The following is a 23,689-nucleotide window of genomic DNA, read 5'->3' as shown; positions in this document are numbered from 1 at the left end:
CTCCCAACTTTCGGAAAGTTTACTTTCGCGGTTATTAACTTCCCGAAAATTCGTGGTCGCGAAAATAACGCAGGGTTTGCCCATAATCCAAACCCATCGCCATTCCTCTGACGGCCATCGTAATTCGTTTTGTTTTTGTCTCAATGGTTTTTGCCGATTCTATCCACTTTGTGTAATAGTTTTGGTGACCAAGCGGCAATTTGTTAAAATACGCCAACGCCTTGGGCTCATCCTCCAAACAAGCCAGTAAATCAGCCGATTGCGGCAATTCATCCGTATCAATCTCCAGTTGCACGCTCACCACTGCTCCTTCTTTTTTACGCAAGCCACGACGCATTTCTGCGTTGATTGGAATAATAAACCCTCCATCGCCCATCGGTAGCATAGCTACGAGTTTGATGGCAAAATCGTCCAGCTTTCCCTTCACTCGGTACGATGCTTTTACGTTTGGGTTTAACTCATGGGCTATTTCGGGCAAAATTTCTATATACGTCCAGCCCGTTTTTTCTCCTTTTTTGTCAAACTTGCGTAGTTCTACAGTAAATGCAATCATTGTTTTCCGTATTTCAAAACTTGCTAAGTCTATACAAATTTAGTACCCTCTACTGACAACCCTATGTCAGTATTGTGAATCAACTTTCAAAAATATATAAAAATTTTTTGTCACTTGTGTCCAGTTTCCATCTGACCGTTCGTCATTCGTACAAATTCAATTATTTCGTATCACTAAAACACATTTACGACCATGAACAAGTACATGTTTTCATTCTGGAACGCTATCCCTGCGGAAGATGCTTTTGCCAACCTTTCTCCTGAAGACATCCAAGCCGAAATCCAAAAGTGGAACAATTGGATTGGGGGCATTGCGGCCCAAGGAAAGTTGATTGCTACGGAAGCGCTTTATCCAACGGGCAAAACGGTTTCGGGCTCAAGCCACGTCATTACCGACGGGCCATTTACAGAAGGCAAAGAAATCATTGGGGGCTTTATGCTCCTTACGGCCGACAGCATCGACGAGGCCGTCGAGTTGTCGAAAGGCTGCCCTATTTATGAATCAGAAGGGCGTGTGGAAGTTCGTCAAATCCAAAGCTTTGAGTAATTTTTGAATGACAGAGGTTCACCAACTGGCGGAGCATCTTTTTCGGCACGAGTCGGGGAAGATGCTCGCCGTCTTGACCCGTTTGTTTGGTTTTCCCAATTACGACACCGCCCGCGATGTCGTACAAGATACCCTATTGGCAGCCATGCAACACTGGAAAGTCCACGGCATTCCCGACAACCCAACGGGCTGGTTGTACGCAACGGCCAAAAACAAGGTGCTTGACCGCCTTCGTCGCGAACGCCTGCACGACGAACTCAGTGTACATTTATCTCATCAACTTCAATCGGAACAAGCCATGCAGCAGCACATCGACCAGCTTTTTTTGGGGCACGAAATCGAAGACAGTCAGCTTCGAATCATGTTTGCTTGTTGTCACCCTAGTTTACCTCCTGAAGCGCAAATCACGCTTATTTTAAGGACATTGTGTGGCCTGAGCATTCCCGAAATCGCCAAAGCTTTTTTGTCGAACGACGAAACCATCAACAAACGGCTTTATCGGGTAAAAGACAAAATCCGTAGTACGCCCATCGAGCTGGAAGTACCTACTGGCAACGAACTTCTACCACGTTTGGACGCTATTTTAAAGGCCATTTATTTGCTTTTCAACGAAGGTTATACTTCTCAATCGCCCGACCTGCTCATTAGAAAAGACCTGTGTGAAGAAGCGCTTCGTTTGGGAACCTTGTTATACCAACATCGTTACACGGCTTTGCCCAAAACAGCAGCTTTGTTGTCACTGATGTATTTTCAAGCCTCCCGCTTTGAAGCACGCCAAGATGAAGAAGGAAATATTGTGCTGCTGGCACACCAAAACCGCCAAAAATGGCATCCTCAGCTTATTAAACAGGGCATCTACTACCTCGATGAAGCCTCGCGCGGCGACGAAATCAGTTCGTATCACTTAGAAGCGGCCATTGCCAGCTACCACGCCCGCGCCGAGACGTTTGAAAAAACCAACTGGCAAGCCATCACGTACCTGTATCGGTTGCTGGAGCAAATCAATCCCAGCAGTACGGTGCAGTTTAACAAGGCCATCGCCATTGGTTTTGCCGATGGCCCGCAGCGCGGCATTGATGCCTTATTGCCTCTGACAAGTTTGGCCAAAAACCAGTATTACCAAGTAGCTTTGGGTGATTTTTACGCCCAACTTTCCCAAAAAGCCACCGCCAAAGCCCATTACGAAGCCGCCATCCAACTCACGACTTCGAAAGCTGAATGGCAGTTGATTTGGAAGAAAATAGAAGCGCTGTGAGTTGCTGTGAGCAACCTCTCTCACACGCGTCGTCGGGGTATGAGTACCCCGACGCGCATGAGTGCCCCAACACACGTGAGTACCTCCGACGCACAGGCGCACGTTAGTAGTCCACAGGCTCTAAAAAGCCCATTTTTCCCGATTGGTAATCTTGCAAGGTCTGCCTGATTTCGGCTTCGGTGTTCATCACAAACGGGCCATAGCTTACAATCGGTTCGTTGATGGGTTCGCCTCCTAAAATCAACAAACGAGTTTCATCGCCCTGTGCCGTGACGGTTACCCACTCCCCTTTTTGGCTCAATTTGGCAATGTTTTTCGCAGGAAGTTGTTTTTCGTTATTGAAACTCGCACTTCCCCGCGCTACGTGTACGGCCACGTTGAAGCCTTCGGGCAATTGCAGGTCAAATTCGGTATTTCCTTTCACAATTACCTCTACCAAAAGAACGGGCGAGTAGGTCAGTGCGGGGCCTTTTACCCCCGCTATTTCCCCCGAAATCACCCTCAACTGTGTTTGGTCATTGAGTTGAACGGTCGGGATTTGCGCCGAAGTGAGTTCTTGGTAACGTGGCTTTTCCATTTTGTGAGCGCGCGGCAGATTGACCCACAACTGCACAAAATCAAGCACTCCGCCTTGACGCGAGAAATTAATTTCGTGCTTTTCTTCGTGAACCAATCCCGACGCCGCCGACATCCACTGCACATCTCCCGCAAAAATAACGCCTTTATTTCCTGCCGAATCGCGGTGCTGCAATGCCCCGTCGAATACCACCGTCACCGTTTCAATGCCACGGTGGGGGTGTTCGTCCACTCCTTTGGGTACAGGTGACGGTTTCACCTGCATCGGCCCATGGTGGTCGAGCATCAAAAAAGGGCTAAAATCGCTGAAACGCTGCGACGGAATCATGCTTTGTCCCACAAAACCGTCGCCCACTTGCTGCGGACGGCCTACCCACGTATAGTCGATACTTTTGAATGCTTTCATTTTTGTAGATTTAAAATTTGATTGATGTGGTCAATTTCGTCCTGAAAAATACTGTGCGGAGCATTCGGGTAGATTTTTTCCACCACTGTCGCACCTAATGTTCTAAACACCTCACTACTCGCTTGCACACGGTCTTTAGGTACGTGGGCATCCACATCCGAACAGCCCAAAAAGATGGGCGTTCCCGCAAAATTACCCGTATATCGCTCCGTTTTTACACTGTCACCAATAACGCCACCGCTCAAAATAAAGACGCCTCCCAACGGTTGAGCGTTGCGTGCCACAAACTCGGACGTCAAACAAGCTCCCTGCGAAAACCCTAGAAAATACACATTTTCGGACGGTATTCCCGCTGCTTTTACCGTATCAAGCAGCTCTTTCAAGACAGCTAATCCTGAAGACAGCCCAGGTTCGTTTTGGGCTTCGGGCGCCAAAAAGCTGTACGGATACCACGTACTGCCCGTCGCTTGGGGCGCAGCCAGTGCAAAACCATCGACCGCCAATTCGGCGGCAAGGCTTAAAATACTTTGAGCACTTGCCCCGCGACCGTGGGTCATAATGAGTACGCGTTTGGCTTGGTCAAGGGGTACACCCGCCCAAACCGTATTTTTTATATTGTGCATTTTTGTTGTCAGTTAATAGTTATTTTCCACAAGGGAAGAAAAGTCCCTCTCCAGAAAGGAGAGGGATTTAGGTCGGACGGCCGATGCCGTGAGGTTACTCAATCCCGTATTTTTTATAAACCGCTTCGAGAGAAATAGGTTGCAACAACTGCTCAATTTTCTCACGGTTACGTTCTTGCCAAGGAGGTAATTTCAAGGCTTGCCCCAAATTAGCTTTTTCTTCGTCCAACAAAAAGCCTGGAGGCGTGGTAGCTACTTCAAACAATACCCCACCAGGTTCGCGGAAGTAAATCGAATGAAAATACTGACGGTCAAGCACATTGGTAGGCATAAACCCTGCCGACATCACGGCCTCTCTCACTTCCAACTGCGAAGCGTCGGTCGGCGTATCGAACGCGATGTGGTGAACGGTTCCTGCCCCTCCAAGTCCCCAACGATTATTGCTATCCCAAACGATGTCCACGTACTGACCCGCACCTGCATTGCCTTTGGCCGCATAACGACGTCTTGGGCCTGTTTCCGCAATAAACTCGTAATTGAGCGAGTTGGCTAACAAAGCCTCGGTGCGTTCGTAACTCGTTTCCCAAAGTTCTACGCCCCAAAATCCACGAATCGAATACTCAAGCGGAATGTGACCGTAGGTAAATCCTTGGCGAAAATCTGTATCGTTGGCAATCAACTCCAAACCTAAGCCATCGGGGTCTTCAAAATACACCACCACTTCGTTGAAACGTTGTTGAGGTGCTTTATAAAGAATGCCATATTGATCAAAACGTTTTAACCAATAATCGAGGGCAGCAGTCGGAATCGAAAACGCGGTGGTAGCGGCTTGTCCTTTACCGTGGCGGCCTTTTTGCGACCCCGCTCCGAACGGGAAGAAGGTCAAAATGCTACCTGCGTTGCCTGTTTCGTCGCCGTAGTAAAAGTGATATACGTCGGGCGCGTCAAAATTGACCGTTTTTTTCACCAACCGTAATCCCAAAAGACCTACGTAAAAATCAACGTTTTGTTGAGGGTCAGCGGCGATGGCTGTTACGTGGTGTATTCCTTTTATTAATTGTGTCGTTTCCATGTTCTTGTTTGTTTATTGTTATTCGGGTTGTTTTTGATGCTACAAAGGTCAGGCAAAACCCTACGCCGTTCAATGGCGAAACACAGGAATACGTTGTCAAAATCAAGGAAGCTATTTTTTTCTCAAAATTCTTCCCGCTGCTTGCGTTTATTCTGACAATTTATTTTATTTACGTAATTAATTACGTAAATATTTAAACATAATAGTCGCATGGATTTTTATCGTACCTTAGGCTACGTGGCGCTTGGGAGTTATATGCGCCGCCTCGGAGAAGTGAGCCTACAAGCATCGGCCCAAGTGTATCAGATGTACGGCATGGAAATGGAAGTAAAATGGTTTCCCGTTTTTTTGTCAGTGGCAAACAACGAAGCCGAAACCGTCTCAAAAATCGCCGAATACATCGGTCAGTCGCACGTGGGGGTGAGTTTGATGGTAAAAGAAATGACCAAAGCAGGGCTGTTTGAAACTCAAAAAGGAGCCACCGACAAACGAGAAACCGTGGTTTTGTTGACCGAAAAAGGGCATGAAATGAACCAGCGGATGCACGAGCTATTGGCCGACTTACAGGATACCATGAATGAGGTTCGTAGCGAATGCGAAACCGACGTACTACGGGCGTTGATGGAATACGAGCAAGTTATTCTGAAAAAATCACTTCCTGAGCGCATCAAATCGCGGCTAAAACAACGGGAACGCAACAAAGTCACCATTGTCTCTTTTGACCCTGCCAATGCTACGCACCGCGAAGCATTTAAACGCATTAATTACGAATGGATTGAGCGCTATTTTAAGGTCGAGCCCTTGGACATGGAATCACTCGAAGACCCCGAAAAGTTTTACATCAAAAAAGGTGGTATTGTACTCCTAGCCGAATACCAAGGGCAAATTGTGGGTACTTCGGCGCTAAAACCCATGACCGACGACTGCATGGAGCTCTCAAAAATGGGTGTGGATACCAATGCCAAAGGACTAGGAATTGGTGAATTATTAGGCCAATCCATAATCGAACACGCACAGCAGATGGGCTTGAAGCGTTTGTACTTGGAAACCAATTCGCGCCTGCTTCCCGCCCTCAACCTGTACCAAAAATTAGGATTCAAAACCGTCAAAGACTTCAGCTCACCCTACTCCCGCGCCGACGTCGCGATGGAATTGTGGCTGGGGTAAGATTTTTGCGTTTGGCACTTTTGTACTTAATCAATACAAGATTCTCGTACAAGCTCCATGAACCGCAAGACCTTTATCAAGCAACTTTCCGTGGTGGGATGCAGTGCCCCACTTTTGCAAGAGATAGCCTTTTTGAAGTATGATGCAGAAGGCGATTTTTACAAAAAAATCGTGGAAGCCAATGCCAAAGAAATAGCCCGACTAGCGCTTGTTTTAAACCAACCCATCAAGCAACTTCGGCGGAGTTTAGGGTTTGACTTGGCCAATTTATCGGCGGGGTACGTCGAGCCTACTTCACGTTATTTTCGTCAATCAGAAGTGGGGGGAATGATGGAAAAAATCGTGTCCTTTTTGGAGAAAGAACAAAAAGCCGACGGTACGCTCGACTTCGGTAATCTTTCCTCTCCACCAGACACCGCTTTTATCATTGATCCACTTTGTGCGGCAGCCCGTATTATCAAAAATGAACCCTCGCTCCAGTCGATTTTTGGACGCCTGCAAGCGTTTATTCAAAAAGCGTGTGCTCAATTGGTTGTCGGTGGAGTTCATACGCCCAACCACCGCTGGGTAGTAAGTGCCGCCCTCGCCAAAGCCAACAGTTTGTTTCCCAACCCTTCGTATGCCAATCGGATGAACGAATGGCTTTCGGAAGTGGTGTTTCAGGACAAAGATGGGGTTTATCTTGAACGAAGCGTTACGTACGCGGAGGTAGTCAACCGCTCGCTAATTTTTATGGCGCAATACGGCGGCAAAACCGAGCTGCTCGAAAAAGTGAAGAAAAACCTCACATGGCTCTACTATTGCATGGAACCCAACGGCGACATGGTAACGGTGCAGTCGCGCCGCCAAGATGCTTTTATGCTACGCCTCATCACCGAGTTTTATGTACACTATCGGTACATGGCGATTCAGCAAAACGACCCGCTTTTTGGCGGTATGGTGCAGTTTATTGAAACCATGCCCAATTTTCAAGAAACGGTGGAGAAAGATTTGCTCTACTATGTGCTTGAAAATCCGCTGTTGAAGAAAACCCCTACCAGCGGTACTTTGCCTTTGGTTTACGAGAAAAAATTTGACGAAATTTCCCTTGTACGCAAACGAAAAAACAACGAAAGCCTTTACCTTTTTGCGGGTGCCGATTGGCCGATTCAAGTGGCTTCGGGACGCTCGACCAACCCCAACTTTTTTGCGTATCGCAAAGGCCAAGCCATCCTAAAACACGTTCGGCTTTCCACGTCTTTTTTTAGTACAGGCTATTTTCGGGGAAAAGGAATTGAAAAAACGGCGAAAGGGTACCGAATTGGGCAAACGATTGAGGCTCCTTATTACCAGCCTTTGCCCGATGCCTACAAAAAAGCCGACGGCGATTACCAGTTATCCCAAAGTACCGATGGTCGTTTTTGGAACAAAATGGATTTTGAACACCGCCCCGTTAGCAACGTCCAAACCTTACAGACGGAGATTATTTACGAAGAAAAAGACCAAAAACAACTCCTCCACTTGACCGTAAACGGGCCAGAAGGCGTGCGGGTAGTGGTGGAACTGTGTTTTCACGAACAAGGAGAATTAGCCCACTGCATTCCTTCATCTACCAACCCTGCCGACCATTTTTTACCCGAAGGTTATGGCCAATTTAAAGCAGGAAATGACACCATCACGTTTGGCCCTGGCGTCAAAAAACACGAATCTATCCGAGGCTTAGAAGGAGAGTTGTACAGTACCCATTTTGGAACACTCCGCACCAATGGACGCTATGTATTTCTAACGGCCCTCTGCCCGTTTCAACACACACTAGAAATTTACTGATAAAAAAAGAGAGGCTGCTTTCGTTGGAAAGCAGCCCTCAAATACCTGTATTAGAACTTCAAAGTACTTGGCAAATATTTGGCTACCAAGTCTTCGTAGTATGGTTTCAACTCTTGTACGTTTGGCGGATAAGGCACTTTTGAGTACAAATCGTACGGATTAAATTTGTTTACCCACTCAAACATTTTGTGGTCGTGCTTACTCATCAAGTGGTCGTAAGCACCTTCGCGGTGCTGCGAATAAAATGAGTGATAACGGAGCATGTACAATCCTTCTTCAGGAATGTAGTTTTTCATGATTTGGTAGATATACTCATCATGTCCCCAGCTCAATTTTACGTTGTCCAAACCGCAGTTTGGCTCATAAATACCATATTTTGTATTAAAACGTGCGTCTCTGCTATCGGGATTCAAATCAAAAAACTCAGGATAAACGATGCGATCCGAGTGTTTGCAACCCACAGGGAAAGTATCACCAACCACCGCCCATTGTGGCTCACCAAAAAGGCAAAGAACTTTACCCAAATCGTGCATAAAACCCGTCAAAACAAACCAATCAGGGTGCCCATCTTGGCGAATTGCTTCTGACGTTTGGAGTAAGTGTTGAAGCTGATCCAAATCAGTGTCTGGGTCCGAGTCGTCCACCAAGGTGTTCAAAAACGCAACGGCATCCCAAATGGACATTTCGCGTTTGTTGAACGCCAAAAATTCGCGCTCTTTTTCTACCACAAAATCGTAAGTTTGATAGGTGTGGTTCAAACGATAGAACTCTCTAACGGTATTTACCCGTTCAGAATCCTCATAGTTGCGATAATCATCCTTGGCTTTTGTGCCAGGTTCTGGGTAGCGTTCGAGTACGTCGTCTTCCCAATCTTCCAGGCTTTGAAGCGGTGTTGGATTTACATTTTCCATTTTTATGTTGTTAAGAATATTTGATGCACACTACACCCCGATGGGTTCTTTCCATTGCAAGTATAAAATATAATTTTTCTACAAAATAATGGCACTGAGTTATTTTTCAATGCAAACGTTTGTAATTATTTAAAATAACGCACGATTTCAGGTTTTACTTCCCACATTCAAACTTTTACAACTCCTTAACATAGTTTTACAAACATTTGGCGCTTCGTTTTAGCGAAGGGGTTTCCTTTGCATCTGTAAAATTCAATAAAAAAAACGATGAATATTCCTCGCTATCTCATGTTCTTTGTGCTTTGTTGTCAGTGCAACTATCTGTTGGCTCAATCCAAAGCACCTTGGATGAATCGCCCCAAAAATCAATGGCCAGCCATCGCTTTAATCAACGAAGTTTGGTACAAAAACGGAGAACAATACGTCCATCCGTCCTTTCAATACGCCGCTACTGGTTTCCTGATTGATACAGGTAAAGACACGTTGGCTGTGACGGCGAAACATGTATTGTGGATTGCCAAAATGAAAAACATGCACACTGTCGCTTTGAAGAATAATCTTCAAAAGTGGCTTATGCACCCTAAAAATAACCCAGCTGATTCGGTCGTGATTGAGTCACTACTGAATACTGACACCACCGAGATATTAGAAGGTAAACATTCGTCTATTACCCAACGAGACTGGCTGGTATTTTCGACTAAGTATGTATCGCCCAACCTCCAACCCCTCAAGCCAAGGTACAGCCCCGTGATCAAAGGGGAACCCACTTACATTTTTGCTTGCCCTTATAAAGAAAAAGGATGCGTTATATACGAAGGCCACGTAATTGAAACCATGGGTAATAGAATTCTTATTAGCACAGATACTACTCAACAAGTAGGCGGCGCGAGCGGCTCACCTATTATTGATAAAAATGGTCAACTAATCGGGATTTTGGGTGGTTCTTCAGCAAATCGCTTAACGGGACAACCTGCTTTTTATGGTTTATCAACTCGTTATTTGCAAAAAGTAATTGAAAAATCACCCAATCTGAATCAACCTTTGCTTCCCATTGACGAGCATCTGCGTCCTCTTCTGGCCAAGGAAGGTCTTGAAGCTACTGTCAATCATTTCTACCGTTTGTATCGCAACGACCAAGATCACTTTAGCTATGATTTCAGCTCAGAACAATTGAATAAGCTAGGTAATGAATTGGTAAATTCTCAGAAACCCAACGAAGCTGTTCGTATTTATCAACTCAGTTTAGAAGTATTTCCGTGGAGTTTTAATACCTACAACTTATTGGGTATGGCGTACGAGAAATCGGGCAAAAAAGCACAAGCACGCCAAGCTTTTGAGCAATCACTTCAATTAAACCCTACCAATAAAACTGCAAAAGAAGCACTTCAAAAACTATGAGAATCTAATGCAACACAGGCAATACCGCTTCAATCGCCGCGCGGTTTGCTTCTTTGTCGTCGGGCAGCATGAGGTGCGTACCTAGTTCTTCTTCCGACTCATCCACCGCAAATCCTGGCGGGATGGTGGCCACCTCAAAGAGCTGATGCGAAGGCACTCGGAAGTAAATCGAACGAAAATATTTGCGGTCGCGCACTTCGGTTACTTGCATTCCCAATTCCTCCACCAACCGATGACGCAAAGCCAATAACGCTTCAAACGTTTCGACTTTCCAAGCGACGTGGTGAACTGTGCCCAAGCCGTTTTTGCCGCGTGGTGCATCCGCCGCTGCCCGAACAATCTCAAGGCAACTCCCCGCTCCTCCTTCGTTGACTTTCAAGCGAATACGCTCGCCTTCCTGCCCAATTTCGGCCATGTTCATTTCGGAAGTCAAAAACGTGCGAAGTACGTCCCAATCGCTCGCTGCCACCCATAACGTCACGTGGTGAATCCCTCGAATCCCTACTTCTGCCGAAACTTCTTTCGTCACGTAGGGCGCACGGGTGTCAGTGTCATCCGCAATCAATTCCAACTGCAAGCCCGACGGGTCGCGAAACCAACGAACTTCCTGCCCAAACCGCTGCGAAGCGGTAACGACAAAGCCATTTTCGGTCAACCGTTCCGACCAAAATGCCAATGCTGTACTTGGCACCGAAAAAGCGGTGGCAATAATCAAACCCGTTCCTTCTTCACCTACCCGCACGCCTTGACCTTTGTACGGAAAAGTGGTGAAAACGGTACCAGGCGTACCTACTTGGTCGGCGTAGTAAAAGTGATACACCGAATTATTATCAAAATTGACGGTCTTTTTGACCAAACGAAGTCCAAGGATTTTGGTATAAAAATCATAGTCTTCCTGCGCATCGTTTACGGTAGCCGTGACGTGGTGAAGTCCTTTGAGTAATTCTTGCGTTTTCATAAGAGATTGGGGCAAAACCTCCCGAAAGTTTCAGGATTTTTGGAAGGTTGATTTGTTCTAAAATTTCGGGCAAAACCTCCCGAAAGTTCAAAACTTTCGGGAGGTTAGTTTGTTCTAAAATTTCGAGATATTAGTTCTAAACTCAGTAAAGGCCACATTTTCAGCTTTTTTAAAAACCTTGCTAAAATGAGCAACATCTTCGTACCCAAGCCGATATGCTATCTCTTTGGCACTTAATTCGGAATAACGCGCCAAGCGCTTTGCTTCTAGTACCAAACGATTTTGGATAAAGTCCTTGGCCGACGTCCCCGTTTCAGCTTTGATAACGTCGTTGAGGTGATTGGCCGTTAGCAGTTGTCGGTCGGCATAATCACCCACTTTGTGAAACTGCTTAAAAAACTGCTCCACATCGTTTTTAAACTGCTTCACAATTTCCGATTTACGCTTGTCGAGGGGTTTATTGGGCAAATAGTTGGCCGCTTTGAAACGTTTGCACTGCACTAAAAACAGTTTTAACCACGCTCCCACGGCCTCCCATTTTTGCAGATTTGACTCCGCCACTTCGTTGGCAATGGCCGACAGAAACGGTTGAAGTTGACGCATTTCGGCGGTTGTCAGTTCGATGGGACGCGATTCGTCGCAGTTGAAAAACAAATCCATGTCGTACAACTGCGCGGGAGCAATGCTATAATTTTGAAGAAAATCGGGACGAAACAACACCACGTGACCGCGCGGCGCGGGTTGCGTCAGGGTCACGTGGTGAATTTGCTCAGGCGACACAAAATAGACGGTGTTGGGCCGTAGCGGATAATTCGTAAAATCAATTTGGTGCGTTCCTTCGGCTTCTTCTACCACCAATACCGTAAAGTAATCGTGGCGGTGGGGCAAATCGGGCGTTTGGTTGCGCCGTTCTTCGACCTCCTGCATCGTCCGATACACAAACGGAACCGAAAGGTGCGCTTGCCGAATGTGGACGGGTTCTTTCTCAGACATCATCTGAATCATACACGATGACCTTTTCCCACAAATGCGCGCAGTTTTCCACAAATTTGTGGTGAACGGGGTGGTCTTGATAAACGTCTTGCGCTTCTTTGGTATCAAAAAGCATCAACCACGACACCGAATACGAACGGTCGATAACCCCACGGTGCGTGTCGGCAACTTTGCCAATGTGGGCTAATTTTACGCCTTCAATCGACGTCAAGGTTTGCAAACCTGCCACAAGCGCCTCGCGGTCAGCGGCACTATCAGGGTTGTTTAAGAAAAAGAATACGTGATGAACAAACATGCGTTTAGGAGTTATTAGTTGGGTTATTACACAATTGGCAATAGAAGGCTAAAAATACGTTTTTTTACCTTTTTTCTATAAAGTTCGGCGTAACGAAGCCGTCGGAATGTCAAGTTGTTCGCGGTATTTGGCCACGGTTCGGCGGGCCACGGGATACCCTTTTTCCGCTAACAGTTCGGCCAGTTGAAAATCGTTTAGTGGGCTTTGTTTGTCTTCTTGTGCTACCAACTCAGCCAAAGCCAATTGAATCTGCCGATTCGATACTTCCTCACCCGAGTCGGTTTTAACACCCTCCGTAAACAAATCTTTGAGGTGAATGACGCCAAAAGGCGTTTGGGCGTATTTACCGCTGGTCACCCTCGAAATCGTCGATACATCCATCTGAATCCGTTCGGCCACGTCGCGAAGCACCATCGGTTTGAGCATCCGTACATCTCCCGTTCGGAAATAGTCTTCCTGCAATTTCACAATCGTACGCATCGACTTCAACATCGTATTTTGACGCTGCTGGATCGCATCAATGAGCCAGTTGGCGGCGTTTATTTTGGAATTAACGTACGTATTGGCCGCCCTTGATTTTCCCAAGTCATGGGTGTATGATTTGTTGATTTTCAGCGGCGGAATGCGTCGATTGTTCAGTTCTACTTCAATCAAATCCCCATCGACAATCACCACATAATCGGGCACAATGTTGTCTTTGACGCCCAAAACCTCCGCTTGGTTGTTGGTCGTTACGGGTTGCGGATTTAGGGTGGCAATCAGTCCTAGGACTTCTTTTAGTTGGTTGGCATTGATTCCGAGCCCCTTCATGAGCTTTTCGTAGCTCCGTCCCGCCAAGTCATCAAAGTGTTTCTTGACCAATTCGCGCGCCAAGATGGCATCTGGTTCTTCCCGACGCTCCAGCTGCAACAACAAACAATCTTGTAGGTTTTTGGCACCTAACCCCGCAGGCTCCATGTGGCGTAGCAGGTCAATCAACTCCATCATTTCGGCGACTTCCACGTAAATTCCGCTCGTAAACGAAACATCATCTGCCAGCGCCTCTGCGGTATAAGTCAAATATCCTTCGTCGGTCAGGGAATCTACCAAAAAATCGGATAAAATCTGTTGCCGCTCCGTCAGCAAAAGCAAGTGAAACTGTTCCTTTAACTCTTGTCGCCAAGAAACATTTTCAACTATCGCAGGGGTATAAGTGGTATCGTCGTCGGAATAATTATTGACCCGTGTTTTGTAATCAGGCACATCATCGTCTCTAAACTCATCCCAGTCCATGTAATCTTGGGTACGGTCATCGCCACGGTCACTGACACCACCCTCGGCGGCATTGTCCCAATCGTCGTCTGCCGAGTCTTCATTCCCTTCGTCTAAAAAAGGATTTTCCTCCAGCTCATTTTTGATATGTTGCTCCAACTCAAGGGTATTGAGTTGCAAAAAATTGAGCAACTGTATCTGCGCTGGAGATATTTTTAGTGATTGTTTCTGTGTCTGAACTAAATTTAACATAGCTGGCTGTTGGTGACCAAAACATTCTTATACATTATGGTAACGTAAAAGCAACGTATTGATTACCTTTTTTTGTTCCAAGTTTCGTTCCTCCACAGGCCATCACAATGTACTGTTTGCCATTGACCTGATAGGTTGCAGGGGTTGCAAAAGCCGCCGCAGGGAGTTTGGTTTCCCAGAGCAATTTACCTGTTTTTTTGTCAAATGCCCTAAACATTCCATCTTTCGTGGCGGCAATAAACAGCAGCCCACTGGCGGTAATCACGGGACCACCGTAGTTTTCTACCCCCGTATTTTTTATCCCTTTTTCCAGTAATGAAGGTTCATATCCAAAAGGAATTTTCCAACGGTATTCCCCCGTATTCAAATCAATGGCATTGAGCGTTCCCCAAGGCGGCGTGATGGCAGGGAGCCCTTTGCTGTCCAAAAACTTATTGTAACCCGTGCTTGTATAAGGCAAGTACGGCATTTTGGAGGAACCTCCACCGCTGGCTTCTTTTTTCTCTTCACCAAACAAAAATGCCACCAATGCCTGCTTATCGGCCGCGCTGAGAGTCGTAAAACCTGGCATCATGCCTTTGCCCGACGTGATGATGTTGGACACAAAGGCTTTGTCGCGTTTGGTTGAAATATCCACCAACGACGGATAACCGCTCTTGGCATTTCCTTTCCGCTCTGGCCCGTGGCAAGAGGTACAAAGCGTGGCATAGGTACGTTCGCCCAGTGGCAAATGCGCCAGCGCGTCTTGCTTAGGGGTGTCTTTCATGGTCAAAATCCACGCCATTTCGTTGCTGTTGACGTACATGACGCCGTCAGGATCCACGGCAGCACCGCCCCACTCGGCCCCGCCATCAAAGCCAGGAAAAATCACCGTTCCTTCTTTTGAGGGCGCGGCAAAGAGCGCATTCTTGTATTTTTTCACGTTTGCAATTAGCTCTTCGCGGTTTTCGGCATAAGGACTGATTTCCTTTTCCGTCACCGTAGGCGACTGACGCGCAAATGGTGCAGGTTTGGTCGGGACGGGCTGGGTTGGCCACGTTTGTTCACCCACCAAATTCGATTTGTGCGCAGGTACTTCTTTTATCGGGAAAAGCGGCTTTCCCGTTACGCGGTCAAACACAAACACATATCCTTGCTTTGTCACTTGGGCTACGGCGTCGATGTTTTTGCCATTCTGCTTCACCGTTACCAAATTGGGCGGAGCAGGCAAATCGCGGTCCCAGACGTCGTGGTGCATGGTTTGAAAATGCCACAACCGCTTGCCTGTACGCGCATCCAAGGCGAGTAAGCAGTTGGAAAACAAGTTTTTCCCTTTGCGATTTCCTGCGTAAAAGTCGTAGGCCGCTGAACCCGTCGGCACGAACAAAATGCCTCGCTTGCGATCGACCGACATTCCCGACCAGTTGTTGGCCGCCCCTACGTCGGTGTTTTTATAGGCATTTTTGGGAAAAGTTTCGTAGCCATATTCTCCTGGATAGGGAATGGTGTGGAAAGTCCACGCCAATTTCCCCGTTTTGACATTAAACGCCCGAATATCGCCTGGGGCAGCATCCGCTCCTTCCGACAACCGAACGGGCATCACAATCAGGTCTTCAAAAATTGTCCCAGGTGTGTTCGACACCATGAATTTATCTTTGGCCGATTCGGGTAATCCCGTGTGCAAGTCCACCCGCCCGTTATCACCAAAAGAAGGAATTGTTTTGCCCGTTTTTGCGTCGATGGCGTACAAATAGGGACCCATCGTGTGCAAAATTCGTTCGTCATTTCCTTCGCGCCAATACGCCACGCCACGGCTGGTACTCGCCCAGTTTTTGAGCGGATCGCCAAACCGCCAGATTTCTTTGCCCGTAGCCGCATCCAAGGCAAACGCCTGCACGGAGGCCGTTACGCCGTACAAAACGCCGTTGACCACAATCGGATTTACCTGCATTTGTCCCGAATCAGGTGTAGCGTACGTCCACGCGACTTTCAAATTTTGCACGTTTTCGGGCGTAATCTGCGTAAGGGTAGAATAGTGATTACGCTCAGGGCCGCCGAGGTATTCTGGCCATTCTTCCGAAGAAGTTTGGATTTTATTTCCCCAAGGAAACTGAGCGGCCACGAGGGCAATAAGCGCAACGGGAAGTAAACGTTTCATGCGATACAAAAATGAGAGTTAACCTTTTCTTTTAAAGACGCAGTATTTTGTTCTTTCCTCCTATTTTGCTTTAAAATCAAATAAAAATGTGTTGATTTGAATCCTTGAATAACATTTAATAGAAAAAACCGTTACATTCTCGACGATTTAGTGATTATTTTGGCAAAATGTTTGCGGTAGCGTTTGGTATTATGATGAGACGATTAGCTTTCACCTTCCTGTTGGGACTTTGTTTGCGAGTGGGCTACGCCCAAGACCCGCAGTTTTCGCAATTTTATGCGAACCCCTTGTACCTGAACCCTGCTTTTGCAGGAGGAGACTTGGCGCCTCGTATTATGATGAACTACCGTAATCAATGGCCAGGATTATCGGCCAACTATGTCACTACTTCTTTTGCCGTTGATCATTATTTTTCCAATGTCAATAGCGGGGTTGGGTTGATGTTTGTCAATGATTCTCAAGGAACGGGAAGCCTTCGCAGCTCTGAAGTCTCGGGACAATATTCGTATCAGTTACGTTTCAATGAAAGCACGGCCTTGCGTATGGGCTTACAAGGTACGTACGGAAATCGCCGCGCCAATCTATCGGATTTAACTTTTGGAGATCAATATACCAATAAAGGTTTTACGGGTAAGCCTACAATTGACCAAGTTGCCTTAAATGGCTCACCTTCTATCCACTATCTTAGTGTTTCGACAGGGGTTTTACTTTATTCTGACAAGTATTGGGTAGGAGTAGCAGCGCACCATCTCAACCGCCCTGAGCAAGGCTTTTTTAATTTAAGCTCCGACACACTCGACAATCGCCTTCCAATCAAAGGAAGTTTACACGCGGGTTTGCGCATTCCGTTTGGGGGGTACACGGGCTTAGGCGATGAATTAGACCGCGAAATGAGCATTTCGCCCGCCATCAATTATAAGTTTCAAGGAAAATACGACCAGCTCGATTTGGGGGTATATGTCACCTATTCACCCATTGTGCTTGGGCTTTGGTACCGTGGATTACCCATCAAAAAATACGTCGCCAACATTTCTAACCGCGAATCGCTCATTGCTTTGGTAGGCTATCGCCACGAGCGTTTTTCGTTTGGGTATAGCTACGACATCACGGTGTCTTCGTTGGGGCTGCCTAGCGGTGGTTCGCACGAGATTTCACTCGCTTACACTTTCGACTACGAGCCTTCGCCCCGCAAACGTCGCGTGAAGAAAGACAAGCAGCTTTCTTGTCCTAAATTCTAGGCAAATTTTCTTTGTTGCAATTGCTTGCGCGGAGAACACGGTTGTGAGCAACCGCTCACACAGTTTTATATATTAAATCAAAATTCACCACAAAGCCCCCTCGGGGCAGCCAACGCTCGGTAAAAGATGTCACCGAGCGTCGGCCGCCCCGATGGGGCTTTGGGATTGTGATTTCTCCTCTTTTTCTACTAAGATTTAGCCTCGCTGAGGCTACTTTTACGAGACTAGCGCAAGCGCACGTGAAGATAATTTTGCGCCAGCAATTGCTCTCCAACCGCATTTAAATAGCCCCTTTTACTTCTTACAATTTTACTTGATTGGTAAACGCATCTTTAAGGCGTTGGTCGTGGGTTACAACGACGAGGCTTGCCCCAATTTGCTCCGATTGATTTTTGAGAAGCGTAATTACTTTGTCACAGTTGTCATCGTCCAAGCTGGAAGTAGGCTCGTCGGCCAAAATCACCGCAGGATTGTTCATCAAAGCACGGGCAATGCTCACGCGTTGCTGCTCACCTTGGCTCAATTGATGCGTTTTTTTGGATAAATGTTCGGCAAAACCCAATTCTTCCGCCAGCGCACGAGCACGGTTTTTATCTTGAAATTTTTGAGCTAAGTAATTGGGCAAAAGCACGTTTTCCAACACGCTCAACGAACTCACAAAGTGGGGTTTCTGATAAATAATCCCAATTTGACTCGCCCGAACCGCTGCCGCTTCTGCTACCGACAAAGGAGTAATATCTTTGTCGCCAATCATAACGCTCCCACCTTCAGGACGAAGCAAAAGTGCCATTAGGTGCAGCAAAGTAGTTTTTCCTCGACCCGACTGCCCCAAAATCAACAGGGCTTCACGGTCGGCGCAAGTTATGTCTGGAAACGTAAATCGTTTTTGAGGACTGTACGAAAACGTAAGGTTCTGGCAAGAAATCATTGATGTTTATGAGTTAGAAAATTCGGGAGGGTTATTCTCCCGAATCAAATCTTTCGTATCACTTTTATTGTCGAAAACGGCGTTTCACGATTTCAAGCAAATCGCCAACGACATCCCCTGTCATGTCCCAAAGGTACTGCGACGCAAATTTATACGTAATCAACGAACGAGCTGCATCGTAATCAGGGGCTTGTTCCAATTCCGAAATGGCCGTTTCGTAGGCACTGTTGCTTCCGTTGAACAAATGATGAATAAACATAAGCTTTTGGTTCAGCGGAATGCTCTGCGTAATGCTGGTAATCGCCTGTTTTTGATAGACATCCGAAATACTCGACTGCTCTACCCTCAAACGGTCATTGAGTGATTCTTTTACCCCATTTTCACTTCCTCCCAAAATTTGATTGAGTGTGGCAGGGGTAGGGTTCGCAGGAGCAGGCGGCGTATAGCTCACAGGCGCTTGTCTCTGCACAGGCTCACTTGGCTTTACGGGTATAGGCTCGGGCGTAGAAATAGCCACAGGAGTATATTCAGGCTCGGGTTCTTCTTCTGGCTCAGGTTCAGGAACAAGCGTATCAAAAAAAGAGCGGTTGGGTTCATCGACAACCTTGGGCGGTTCTACACGCGTTATCTTTTTGACAATATGGGTGAGGTCTAATGGTACTTTTGCCGAAAAATGCCCTACCCATTGTTCAATATTATCCAGTTCGTCAGCGTGTTTTTGCAAGGCTTGCTCCGACCATTCAATCGCCTGATTCACATAAACGAAACTACGGTCTTTCATTCCTTTAGCCAACTCTTGCGGAATAAATTTATTAAACCGAACATATTTACAAAGCTGCTGCACCAAATCGGCCGTCACCGCAAAGTTGGCCTGATCGCGAAAAAGCTCATTAAAATATGAGTTGGGATCAATCAATAATACCAACGTATTTTTGGTTGCTTCCAATAAAATGGGTTCTAGTGCTTCTCGCTTGACCGAAATATTGCGCGAGACAACATTCATAAATTGCTTCAACGCTTCTTTAACCTCACCCTGCTCAAAGTCAAAATAAGGACTACGAAAGGTCTCCGCATCGGCCCGCCATTTTTCGTATAAACTACTGATAACAAACAGATTTATCTGTGGAATCGCTGTCAAATTCAGAATTTGCTGACCCGACGCCGTGGTATTCTGAGCAAAGAAATCATCGCATACTTTCCGCGCAAACCGCTGACTATAGTCGTTGAGTGCGCTGAGATTAAACTTGTGGAGCATCCTAAAATTTGTTTGTTTTGTAAAGGTAATCGGCGAAAATCAGTTATCCGAATTATTTTAGTTCATAAGTTACTAGAACATCAACCCTACCGTATGTTTATTGAACCCAATCATCATTCCCAACCCAAACAAACAAGCCTTGGCTGGATAGAAGTCGTCTGTGGTTCGATGTTCTCTGGCAAAACCGAAGAGCTTATTCGCCGTCTCAATCGTGCTAAAATCGCGCGTCAAAAAGTTGAAATTTTTAAACCCGCCATTGATAAACGTTATCATGACGAGGACATTGTCTCACACAACGAAAATTCGATTCGCTCTACGCCCGTCAATACCTCCGAAGAAATAGTACTTTTCGCAGGTGATTGTGACGTGGTCGGCATTGATGAAGCGCAATTTTTAGACCAAAATCTAGTCGAAGTTTGTAATAAACTTGCCAGCAGCGGAAAGCGCGTCATCGTCGCGGGCCTTGATATGGATTTTTCGGGCAAGCCTTTTGGCCCCATGCCACTCTTAATGGCTGTGGCAGAATACGTTACAAAAGTTCATGCCATTTGCGTCACCTGTGGCTCGGTGGCCCAATATTCCTACCGAAAGGTAACGTCTCAAGATAAAATTTTATTGGGTGAAACCGACTCTTACGAGGCGCGTTGCCGAAGATGCTACAATTTGGGCGATTTGGCCTGATTCTTGTTAGCAATTTATATCGAATAAAAAACGCTACTTATGCGAGGTCTGCTTTCAACGTTATGCTTTTTTCTGGTGTCGTGTGCGCTTTATGCCCAGGGAGGTTACTTACTGCTTTCGGGTAAAATCATTGATAAAATATCCCAAAAGCCTATCCCTCATGCGTACATTGGCATAATGAGCAAAGGCACAGGAACACTCACCAACGAAGACGGGCAGTTTTTCTACCGCTTCCCGCGTATCGCATCCGACTCGCTTTTGGTGGTTTCAGTCTTTGGCTACCAGCCTTTCCAACAAAAAGCTTCGGCGTTTCAGCCCAACCAAAAAGACGTTGTCATTGAGCTTCAGCCTGCCCAACTACGCGTGGTGGACAGCTCGTACATCAAGTCGTTTGAAGCACGAAACTGGGTGTCGGAAGCTTTGCGTAAAATCAAAAAAAACAGTTCGCCTAATCCGTATTTGTTGACGGGTTTTTACCGAGAATCGCTCCAACAAAACGGCGAATACGTGGACATTCGAGAAGCGGTACTGCAAGCTGAAAAAGACCCTCGCCCCAAAATTTTGGTACCGCAAAAGGTAAAAGCCCTTCGCGGGCGCAACTTTGCCAGCCAAAATCGCTCGAAAGTAATGGAAGGATACGCTTTCCCGAACGGTGCCAGCATCGTCACCAACTCCATTGACATTTCTATCCCCGAATACCTTGATGGCAAAAATTTGTACGATTACGCCTATGAGCTCGACGATACCATTACCACGTACCTCGACAAACAAGTGTATCGGATTTTGTTTCGCCCCGTAAGCGCGGGGATCAAAGCGGCGCGCAACGGAATTATGTACATCAATTCTTCGGATACGGCCATCGTTCGCATCGAATATGATTTTACCCCCGAAGGCGTCAAAGACGTTCTGAAAACCAGTGCATCCGACAAAATGTTTGGCAAAACCAAACGCGACGCCAAGCGCCTTTATACCTGCATTAGCTACAAACCTTTTGGTGGAAAATGGTATTTGCAAGATTATCGAATGTTATTGGATACCCAATTTGAACAAAAAAATACCCAAACATTAGGTACCATTAAGCTACAATTTGTTGCGACTGACATCCAAAAAAGCAACGGTATGCGGATTCCTGAAACGGATGTTTTGATAGACACCGAAAGCTTCACCCAACAAACCGTTCCCAAATACGACGAGCTGATTTGGGGTAACTTCAACTTTGTCATTCCCTCCGAAGCCATGCGACAAATCGTAAACGGCTTGGGGAAATAGCACAAATCGCAGTTACAGAAAAGTGTTTTGAGTCAAGTGCTCCGCAGTGTATTGTTCCTGAAAGTAAATTTTCTAACTTTAAGGGCAATCCTTCATTTACTTCAATGAAAACACTTCTTCAACCGTTATTTGTACTTTTCTGCGTCGGGGCCTTTGCCCAAGCGCCCACCATTACCCAGTCTCTTTCGATGAAAAGCGTCGGAAGTCCGCAACTTTCTCCCGACGGCAAATGGGTAGCCTACGTTTTAACGGAGACCAACTGGGATGAAAATGCCTACGAAACCGAAATTTGGCTTGCCAACGTTTCCTCAGGCGAAAAATTTCAGTTGACTAACTCCAAAAAATCCAACAGCAACCCCGCATGGTCGCCCGACGGAAAAGTGCTGGCGTTTCTTTCTACCCGCGACGATAAAAGTCAGATTTACTGGATTCGACCGCAAGGAGGCGAAGCCAAAGCCCTAACGAAGTTTGAAACGGGTGTTTCTTCGTTTGACTTCGCTCCTGATGGCAAAAGCATCGTTTTTTCAGCCACGACACCCGATACCAAAGCCTTCAAAGAACGCGTCGATAAATACAGCGATTACGAAGTGGTCCACGAGGACTACAAAATGACACATTTGTACACGCTCCCGTTTGCCGATACCCTCAGCAAACTTCCTACGCCCAAAGCGTTGACCAAAGGCACTGACTTTTCAGTAGGTGGTTTTTCATTTTCTCCCGATGGCAAAAAAATCGCTTTTGATGCCGCCAAAAATCCCGATTTAATCAATTCTCACACTTCAGATATTTACGTGTTGACGTTGGCGGATAGCTCATTGGTTAAAATTGTTTCCCTCAAAGGCCCCGATTCCAACCCCGTTTGGTCGCCCGACGGAAACCAAATCGCGTTTAGCACCACCAACGAGGACGAGTTCTTTTTCTACGCCAACCGCTACATTGCCATCGTACCCGAAAAAGGAGGTACTCCTGTCGTAGTTAGCCAAAGTTTTGACGAAAACGCCAGCCTTTTAAAATGGTCTGCCAATGGGATTTGGTTCAGCGGACTTCAAAAAACAACCGCTCATTTGTTTTTGCTCAACCCCAGCACAAAGAAATTCACCAGAATCACCCAACCCGCGGATGCGTTGGCCACTCAGTTTTCGTTTTCCAACGACTTCCAACAACTTGCCTGCGTTTTGACTTCGCCCAATCGCCTCGCGGAAGTCGTCGTCTCATCCACTAGCACCTTTGCCCCCAAAACGCTTACCCAACTAGGCGAACAATTAAAACCATTTGCTACGGCCGTTCGGGAGGTAGTCAGTTGGAAATCAAAAGATGGAACCACCATCGAAGGCGTGTTGATAAAACCTGCCAACTTTGACCCTACCAAAAAATACCCGTTGTTGGTGGTGATTCACGGCGGGCCTACGGGCATCGACCTCCCAAGCATTTCTGCCGACCGCTACTACCCTATCGAGTTGTTTGCGGCCAAAGGAGCACTTATTCTCCGCCCCAACTACCGTGGCTCGGCGGGCTACGGCAAGGCGTTTCGGGCACTTAATGTCCGCAACTTGGGCGTCGGTGACTACGATGATGTTATCTCAGGCGTTGATTTTTTGATTGGCAAAGGAATGGTGGACAAAGAGAAAGTGGGCGCTATGGGTTGGAGCCAAGGCGGCTATATTTCTGCCTTCATCACTACGTTTAGCGACCGTTTTAAAGCAACGTCGGTCGGAGCTGGGATTTCTAACTGGGCCACTTACTATCAAAACACCGACATTACGCCTTTTACCCGCCAATACCTCAAAGGAACACCTTGGACCGATCCTGAAATTTACCGCAAAACCTCTCCTATTTCGTACATCAAAACCGCCAAAACACCGACGCTCATCCAGCACGGCGAGCTAGATAGGCGCGTTCCAATTGCCAATGCCTATGAGCTTCGTTTGGCGTTGGAAGACTTCAGCGTCCCCGTTAAAATGGTCGTTTATAAAGGTTTTGGCCACGGAATCACCAAGCCCAAACAAATGCGACAGGTAATGGAAGAAAACCTAGCTTGGTTTGGCAAATGGGTTTTCGGAGAAAATACCACTAAATAACTCACCAACAAATCTTTACAAGTACGGTATCAATCAATTAA

At 46.6% G+C, this 23,689-nt stretch carries 21 protein-coding genes; 9 read left to right on the top strand and 12 right to left on the bottom strand.

Going from position 1 to position 23,689, the window contains the following annotated elements:
* Window positions 1–34: 34 nt before the first annotated feature.
* The gene (locus K339_RS0113125; RefSeq protein ID WP_028523996.1) at window positions 35–553 is read right to left on the bottom strand and encodes a YdeI/OmpD-associated family protein; all 519 of its coding nucleotides are present in this window, start codon (window positions 551–553) and stop codon (window positions 35–37) included.
* 192 nt (window positions 554–745) lie between these two features.
* On the opposite strand from K339_RS0113125, the gene K339_RS0113120 reads away from it, so the two are divergent.
* Together K339_RS0113120 and K339_RS0113115 are read left to right on the top strand one after the other, a co-directional pair.
* Window positions 746–1,099 carry a YciI family protein gene (locus tag K339_RS0113120; RefSeq protein WP_028523995.1) on the top strand — a complete coding sequence of 118 codons (354 nt, stop codon included), beginning with the start codon at window positions 746–748 and terminating at the stop codon, window positions 1,097–1,099.
* A gap of 7 nt (window positions 1,100–1,106) precedes the next feature.
* Window positions 1,107–2,354 carry an RNA polymerase sigma factor gene (locus K339_RS0113115; protein WP_028523994.1) on the top strand — a complete coding sequence of 416 codons (1,248 nt, stop codon included), beginning with the start codon at window positions 1,107–1,109 and terminating at the stop codon, window positions 2,352–2,354.
* Window positions 2,355–2,457: 103 nt separating this feature from the next.
* Here the strand turns inward: K339_RS0113115 and K339_RS0113110 are convergent, their stop codons facing one another.
* From K339_RS0113110 to K339_RS0113100, 3 genes are all read right to left on the bottom strand, one after another.
* Complete coding sequence (locus K339_RS0113110; protein WP_037300290.1) at window positions 2,458–3,336, bottom strand: pirin family protein; 879 nt, start codon at window positions 3,334–3,336, stop codon at window positions 2,458–2,460.
* Complete coding sequence (locus K339_RS0113105) at window positions 3,333–3,959, bottom strand: alpha/beta hydrolase (protein ID WP_028523992.1); 627 nt, start codon at window positions 3,957–3,959, stop codon at window positions 3,333–3,335. Before K339_RS0113105 ends, K339_RS0113110 begins: the two co-directional genes overlap by 4 nt.
* Before the next feature lie 94 nt (window positions 3,960–4,053).
* On the bottom strand, window positions 4,054–5,031 hold the full coding sequence (locus tag K339_RS0113100) for a VOC family protein (RefSeq protein WP_028523991.1): 978 nt from the start codon (window positions 5,029–5,031) through the stop codon (window positions 4,054–4,056).
* Between the two features lie 210 nt (window positions 5,032–5,241).
* Here K339_RS0113100 and K339_RS0113090 point away from each other — a divergent pair, with 210 nt between their 5' ends.
* Together K339_RS0113090 and K339_RS0113085 are read left to right on the top strand one after the other, a co-directional pair.
* Window positions 5,242–6,198 carry a bifunctional helix-turn-helix transcriptional regulator/GNAT family N-acetyltransferase gene (locus K339_RS0113090; RefSeq protein WP_028523989.1) on the top strand — a complete coding sequence of 319 codons (957 nt, stop codon included), beginning with the start codon at window positions 5,242–5,244 and terminating at the stop codon, window positions 6,196–6,198.
* A gap of 57 nt (window positions 6,199–6,255) precedes the next feature.
* Window positions 6,256–8,004, top strand: coding sequence for a hypothetical protein (locus tag K339_RS0113085; RefSeq protein WP_028523988.1), 1,749 nt, complete (start codon window positions 6,256–6,258; stop codon window positions 8,002–8,004).
* Between the two features lie 50 nt (window positions 8,005–8,054).
* On the opposite strand, the gene K339_RS0113080 is transcribed toward K339_RS0113085, so the two are convergent.
* Window positions 8,055–8,915: an inositol oxygenase family protein gene (locus tag K339_RS0113080; protein ID WP_028523987.1), complete on the bottom strand. Its 861-nt coding sequence runs from the start codon at window positions 8,913–8,915 to the stop codon at window positions 8,055–8,057.
* 267 nt (window positions 8,916–9,182) lie between these two features.
* On the opposite strand from K339_RS0113080, the gene K339_RS0113075 reads away from it, so the two are divergent.
* Window positions 9,183–10,313: a trypsin-like peptidase domain-containing protein gene (locus tag K339_RS0113075; protein WP_028523986.1), complete on the top strand. Its 1,131-nt coding sequence runs from the start codon at window positions 9,183–9,185 to the stop codon at window positions 10,311–10,313.
* Between the two features lie 4 nt (window positions 10,314–10,317).
* Here the strand turns inward: K339_RS0113075 and K339_RS0113070 are convergent, their stop codons facing one another.
* The 5 genes from K339_RS0113070 to K339_RS0113050 form a co-directional block, all read right to left on the bottom strand.
* Window positions 10,318–11,271: a VOC family protein gene (locus K339_RS0113070; RefSeq protein ID WP_028523985.1), complete on the bottom strand. Its 954-nt coding sequence runs from the start codon at window positions 11,269–11,271 to the stop codon at window positions 10,318–10,320.
* Window positions 11,272–11,385: 114 nt separating this feature from the next.
* On the bottom strand, window positions 11,386–12,276 hold the full coding sequence (locus tag K339_RS35945; RefSeq protein WP_084332203.1) for an AraC family transcriptional regulator: 891 nt from the start codon (window positions 12,274–12,276) through the stop codon (window positions 11,386–11,388).
* Window positions 12,257–12,559, bottom strand: a complete 303-nt coding sequence (locus K339_RS0113060; RefSeq protein WP_028523984.1) for a Dabb family protein — start codon at window positions 12,557–12,559, stop codon at window positions 12,257–12,259. The genes K339_RS35945 and K339_RS0113060 overlap by 20 nt, the downstream gene beginning before the upstream one ends.
* 75 nt (window positions 12,560–12,634) lie before the next feature.
* Window positions 12,635–14,062, bottom strand: coding sequence for an RNA polymerase factor sigma-54 (rpoN, locus tag K339_RS0113055; protein WP_028523983.1), 1,428 nt, complete (start codon window positions 14,060–14,062; stop codon window positions 12,635–12,637).
* A gap of 34 nt (window positions 14,063–14,096) precedes the next feature.
* Window positions 14,097–16,199, bottom strand: a complete 2,103-nt coding sequence (locus tag K339_RS0113050; protein ID WP_028523982.1) for an outer membrane protein assembly factor BamB family protein — start codon at window positions 16,197–16,199, stop codon at window positions 14,097–14,099.
* A 191-nt stretch (window positions 16,200–16,390) separates the two neighbouring features.
* Between K339_RS0113050 and K339_RS0113045 the strand changes: the two genes are divergently transcribed.
* Window positions 16,391–17,437 carry a PorP/SprF family type IX secretion system membrane protein gene (locus tag K339_RS0113045; protein ID WP_028523981.1) on the top strand — a complete coding sequence of 349 codons (1,047 nt, stop codon included), beginning with the start codon at window positions 16,391–16,393 and terminating at the stop codon, window positions 17,435–17,437.
* Window positions 17,438–17,738: 301 nt separating this feature from the next.
* Here K339_RS0113045 and K339_RS0113040 read toward each other — a convergent pair whose 3' ends face one another.
* Window positions 17,739–18,365, bottom strand: a complete 627-nt coding sequence (locus tag K339_RS0113040; RefSeq protein WP_028523980.1) for an ABC transporter ATP-binding protein — start codon at window positions 18,363–18,365, stop codon at window positions 17,739–17,741.
* 64 nt (window positions 18,366–18,429) lie between these two features.
* Window positions 18,430–19,620, bottom strand: coding sequence for a DUF8457 domain-containing protein (locus tag K339_RS0113035; protein ID WP_028523979.1), 1,191 nt, complete (start codon window positions 19,618–19,620; stop codon window positions 18,430–18,432).
* Between the two features lie 93 nt (window positions 19,621–19,713).
* Here K339_RS0113035 and K339_RS0113030 point away from each other — a divergent pair, with 93 nt between their 5' ends.
* The 3 genes from K339_RS0113030 (at window position 19,714) to K339_RS0113020 (ending at window position 23,648) form a co-directional block, all read left to right on the top strand.
* Window positions 19,714–20,301 carry a thymidine kinase gene (locus K339_RS0113030; protein ID WP_028523978.1) on the top strand — a complete coding sequence of 196 codons (588 nt, stop codon included), beginning with the start codon at window positions 19,714–19,716 and terminating at the stop codon, window positions 20,299–20,301.
* Between the two features lie 39 nt (window positions 20,302–20,340).
* Window positions 20,341–21,570: a carboxypeptidase-like regulatory domain-containing protein gene (locus tag K339_RS0113025; protein WP_028523977.1), complete on the top strand. Its 1,230-nt coding sequence runs from the start codon at window positions 20,341–20,343 to the stop codon at window positions 21,568–21,570.
* Window positions 21,571–21,674: 104 nt separating this feature from the next.
* Complete coding sequence (locus K339_RS0113020) at window positions 21,675–23,648, top strand: S9 family peptidase (RefSeq protein WP_028523976.1); 1,974 nt, start codon at window positions 21,675–21,677, stop codon at window positions 23,646–23,648.
* The last annotated feature ends 41 nt before the right edge of the window (window positions 23,649–23,689 follow it).

It is taken from the genome of Runella limosa DSM 17973, from assembly GCF_000482465.1.
GTDB lineage: Bacteria > Bacteroidota > Bacteroidia > Cytophagales > Spirosomataceae > Runella > Runella limosa.
The sequence above is the reverse complement of the archived record's forward strand: the minus strand, read 5'-3'. Positions and strand labels throughout refer to the sequence as shown.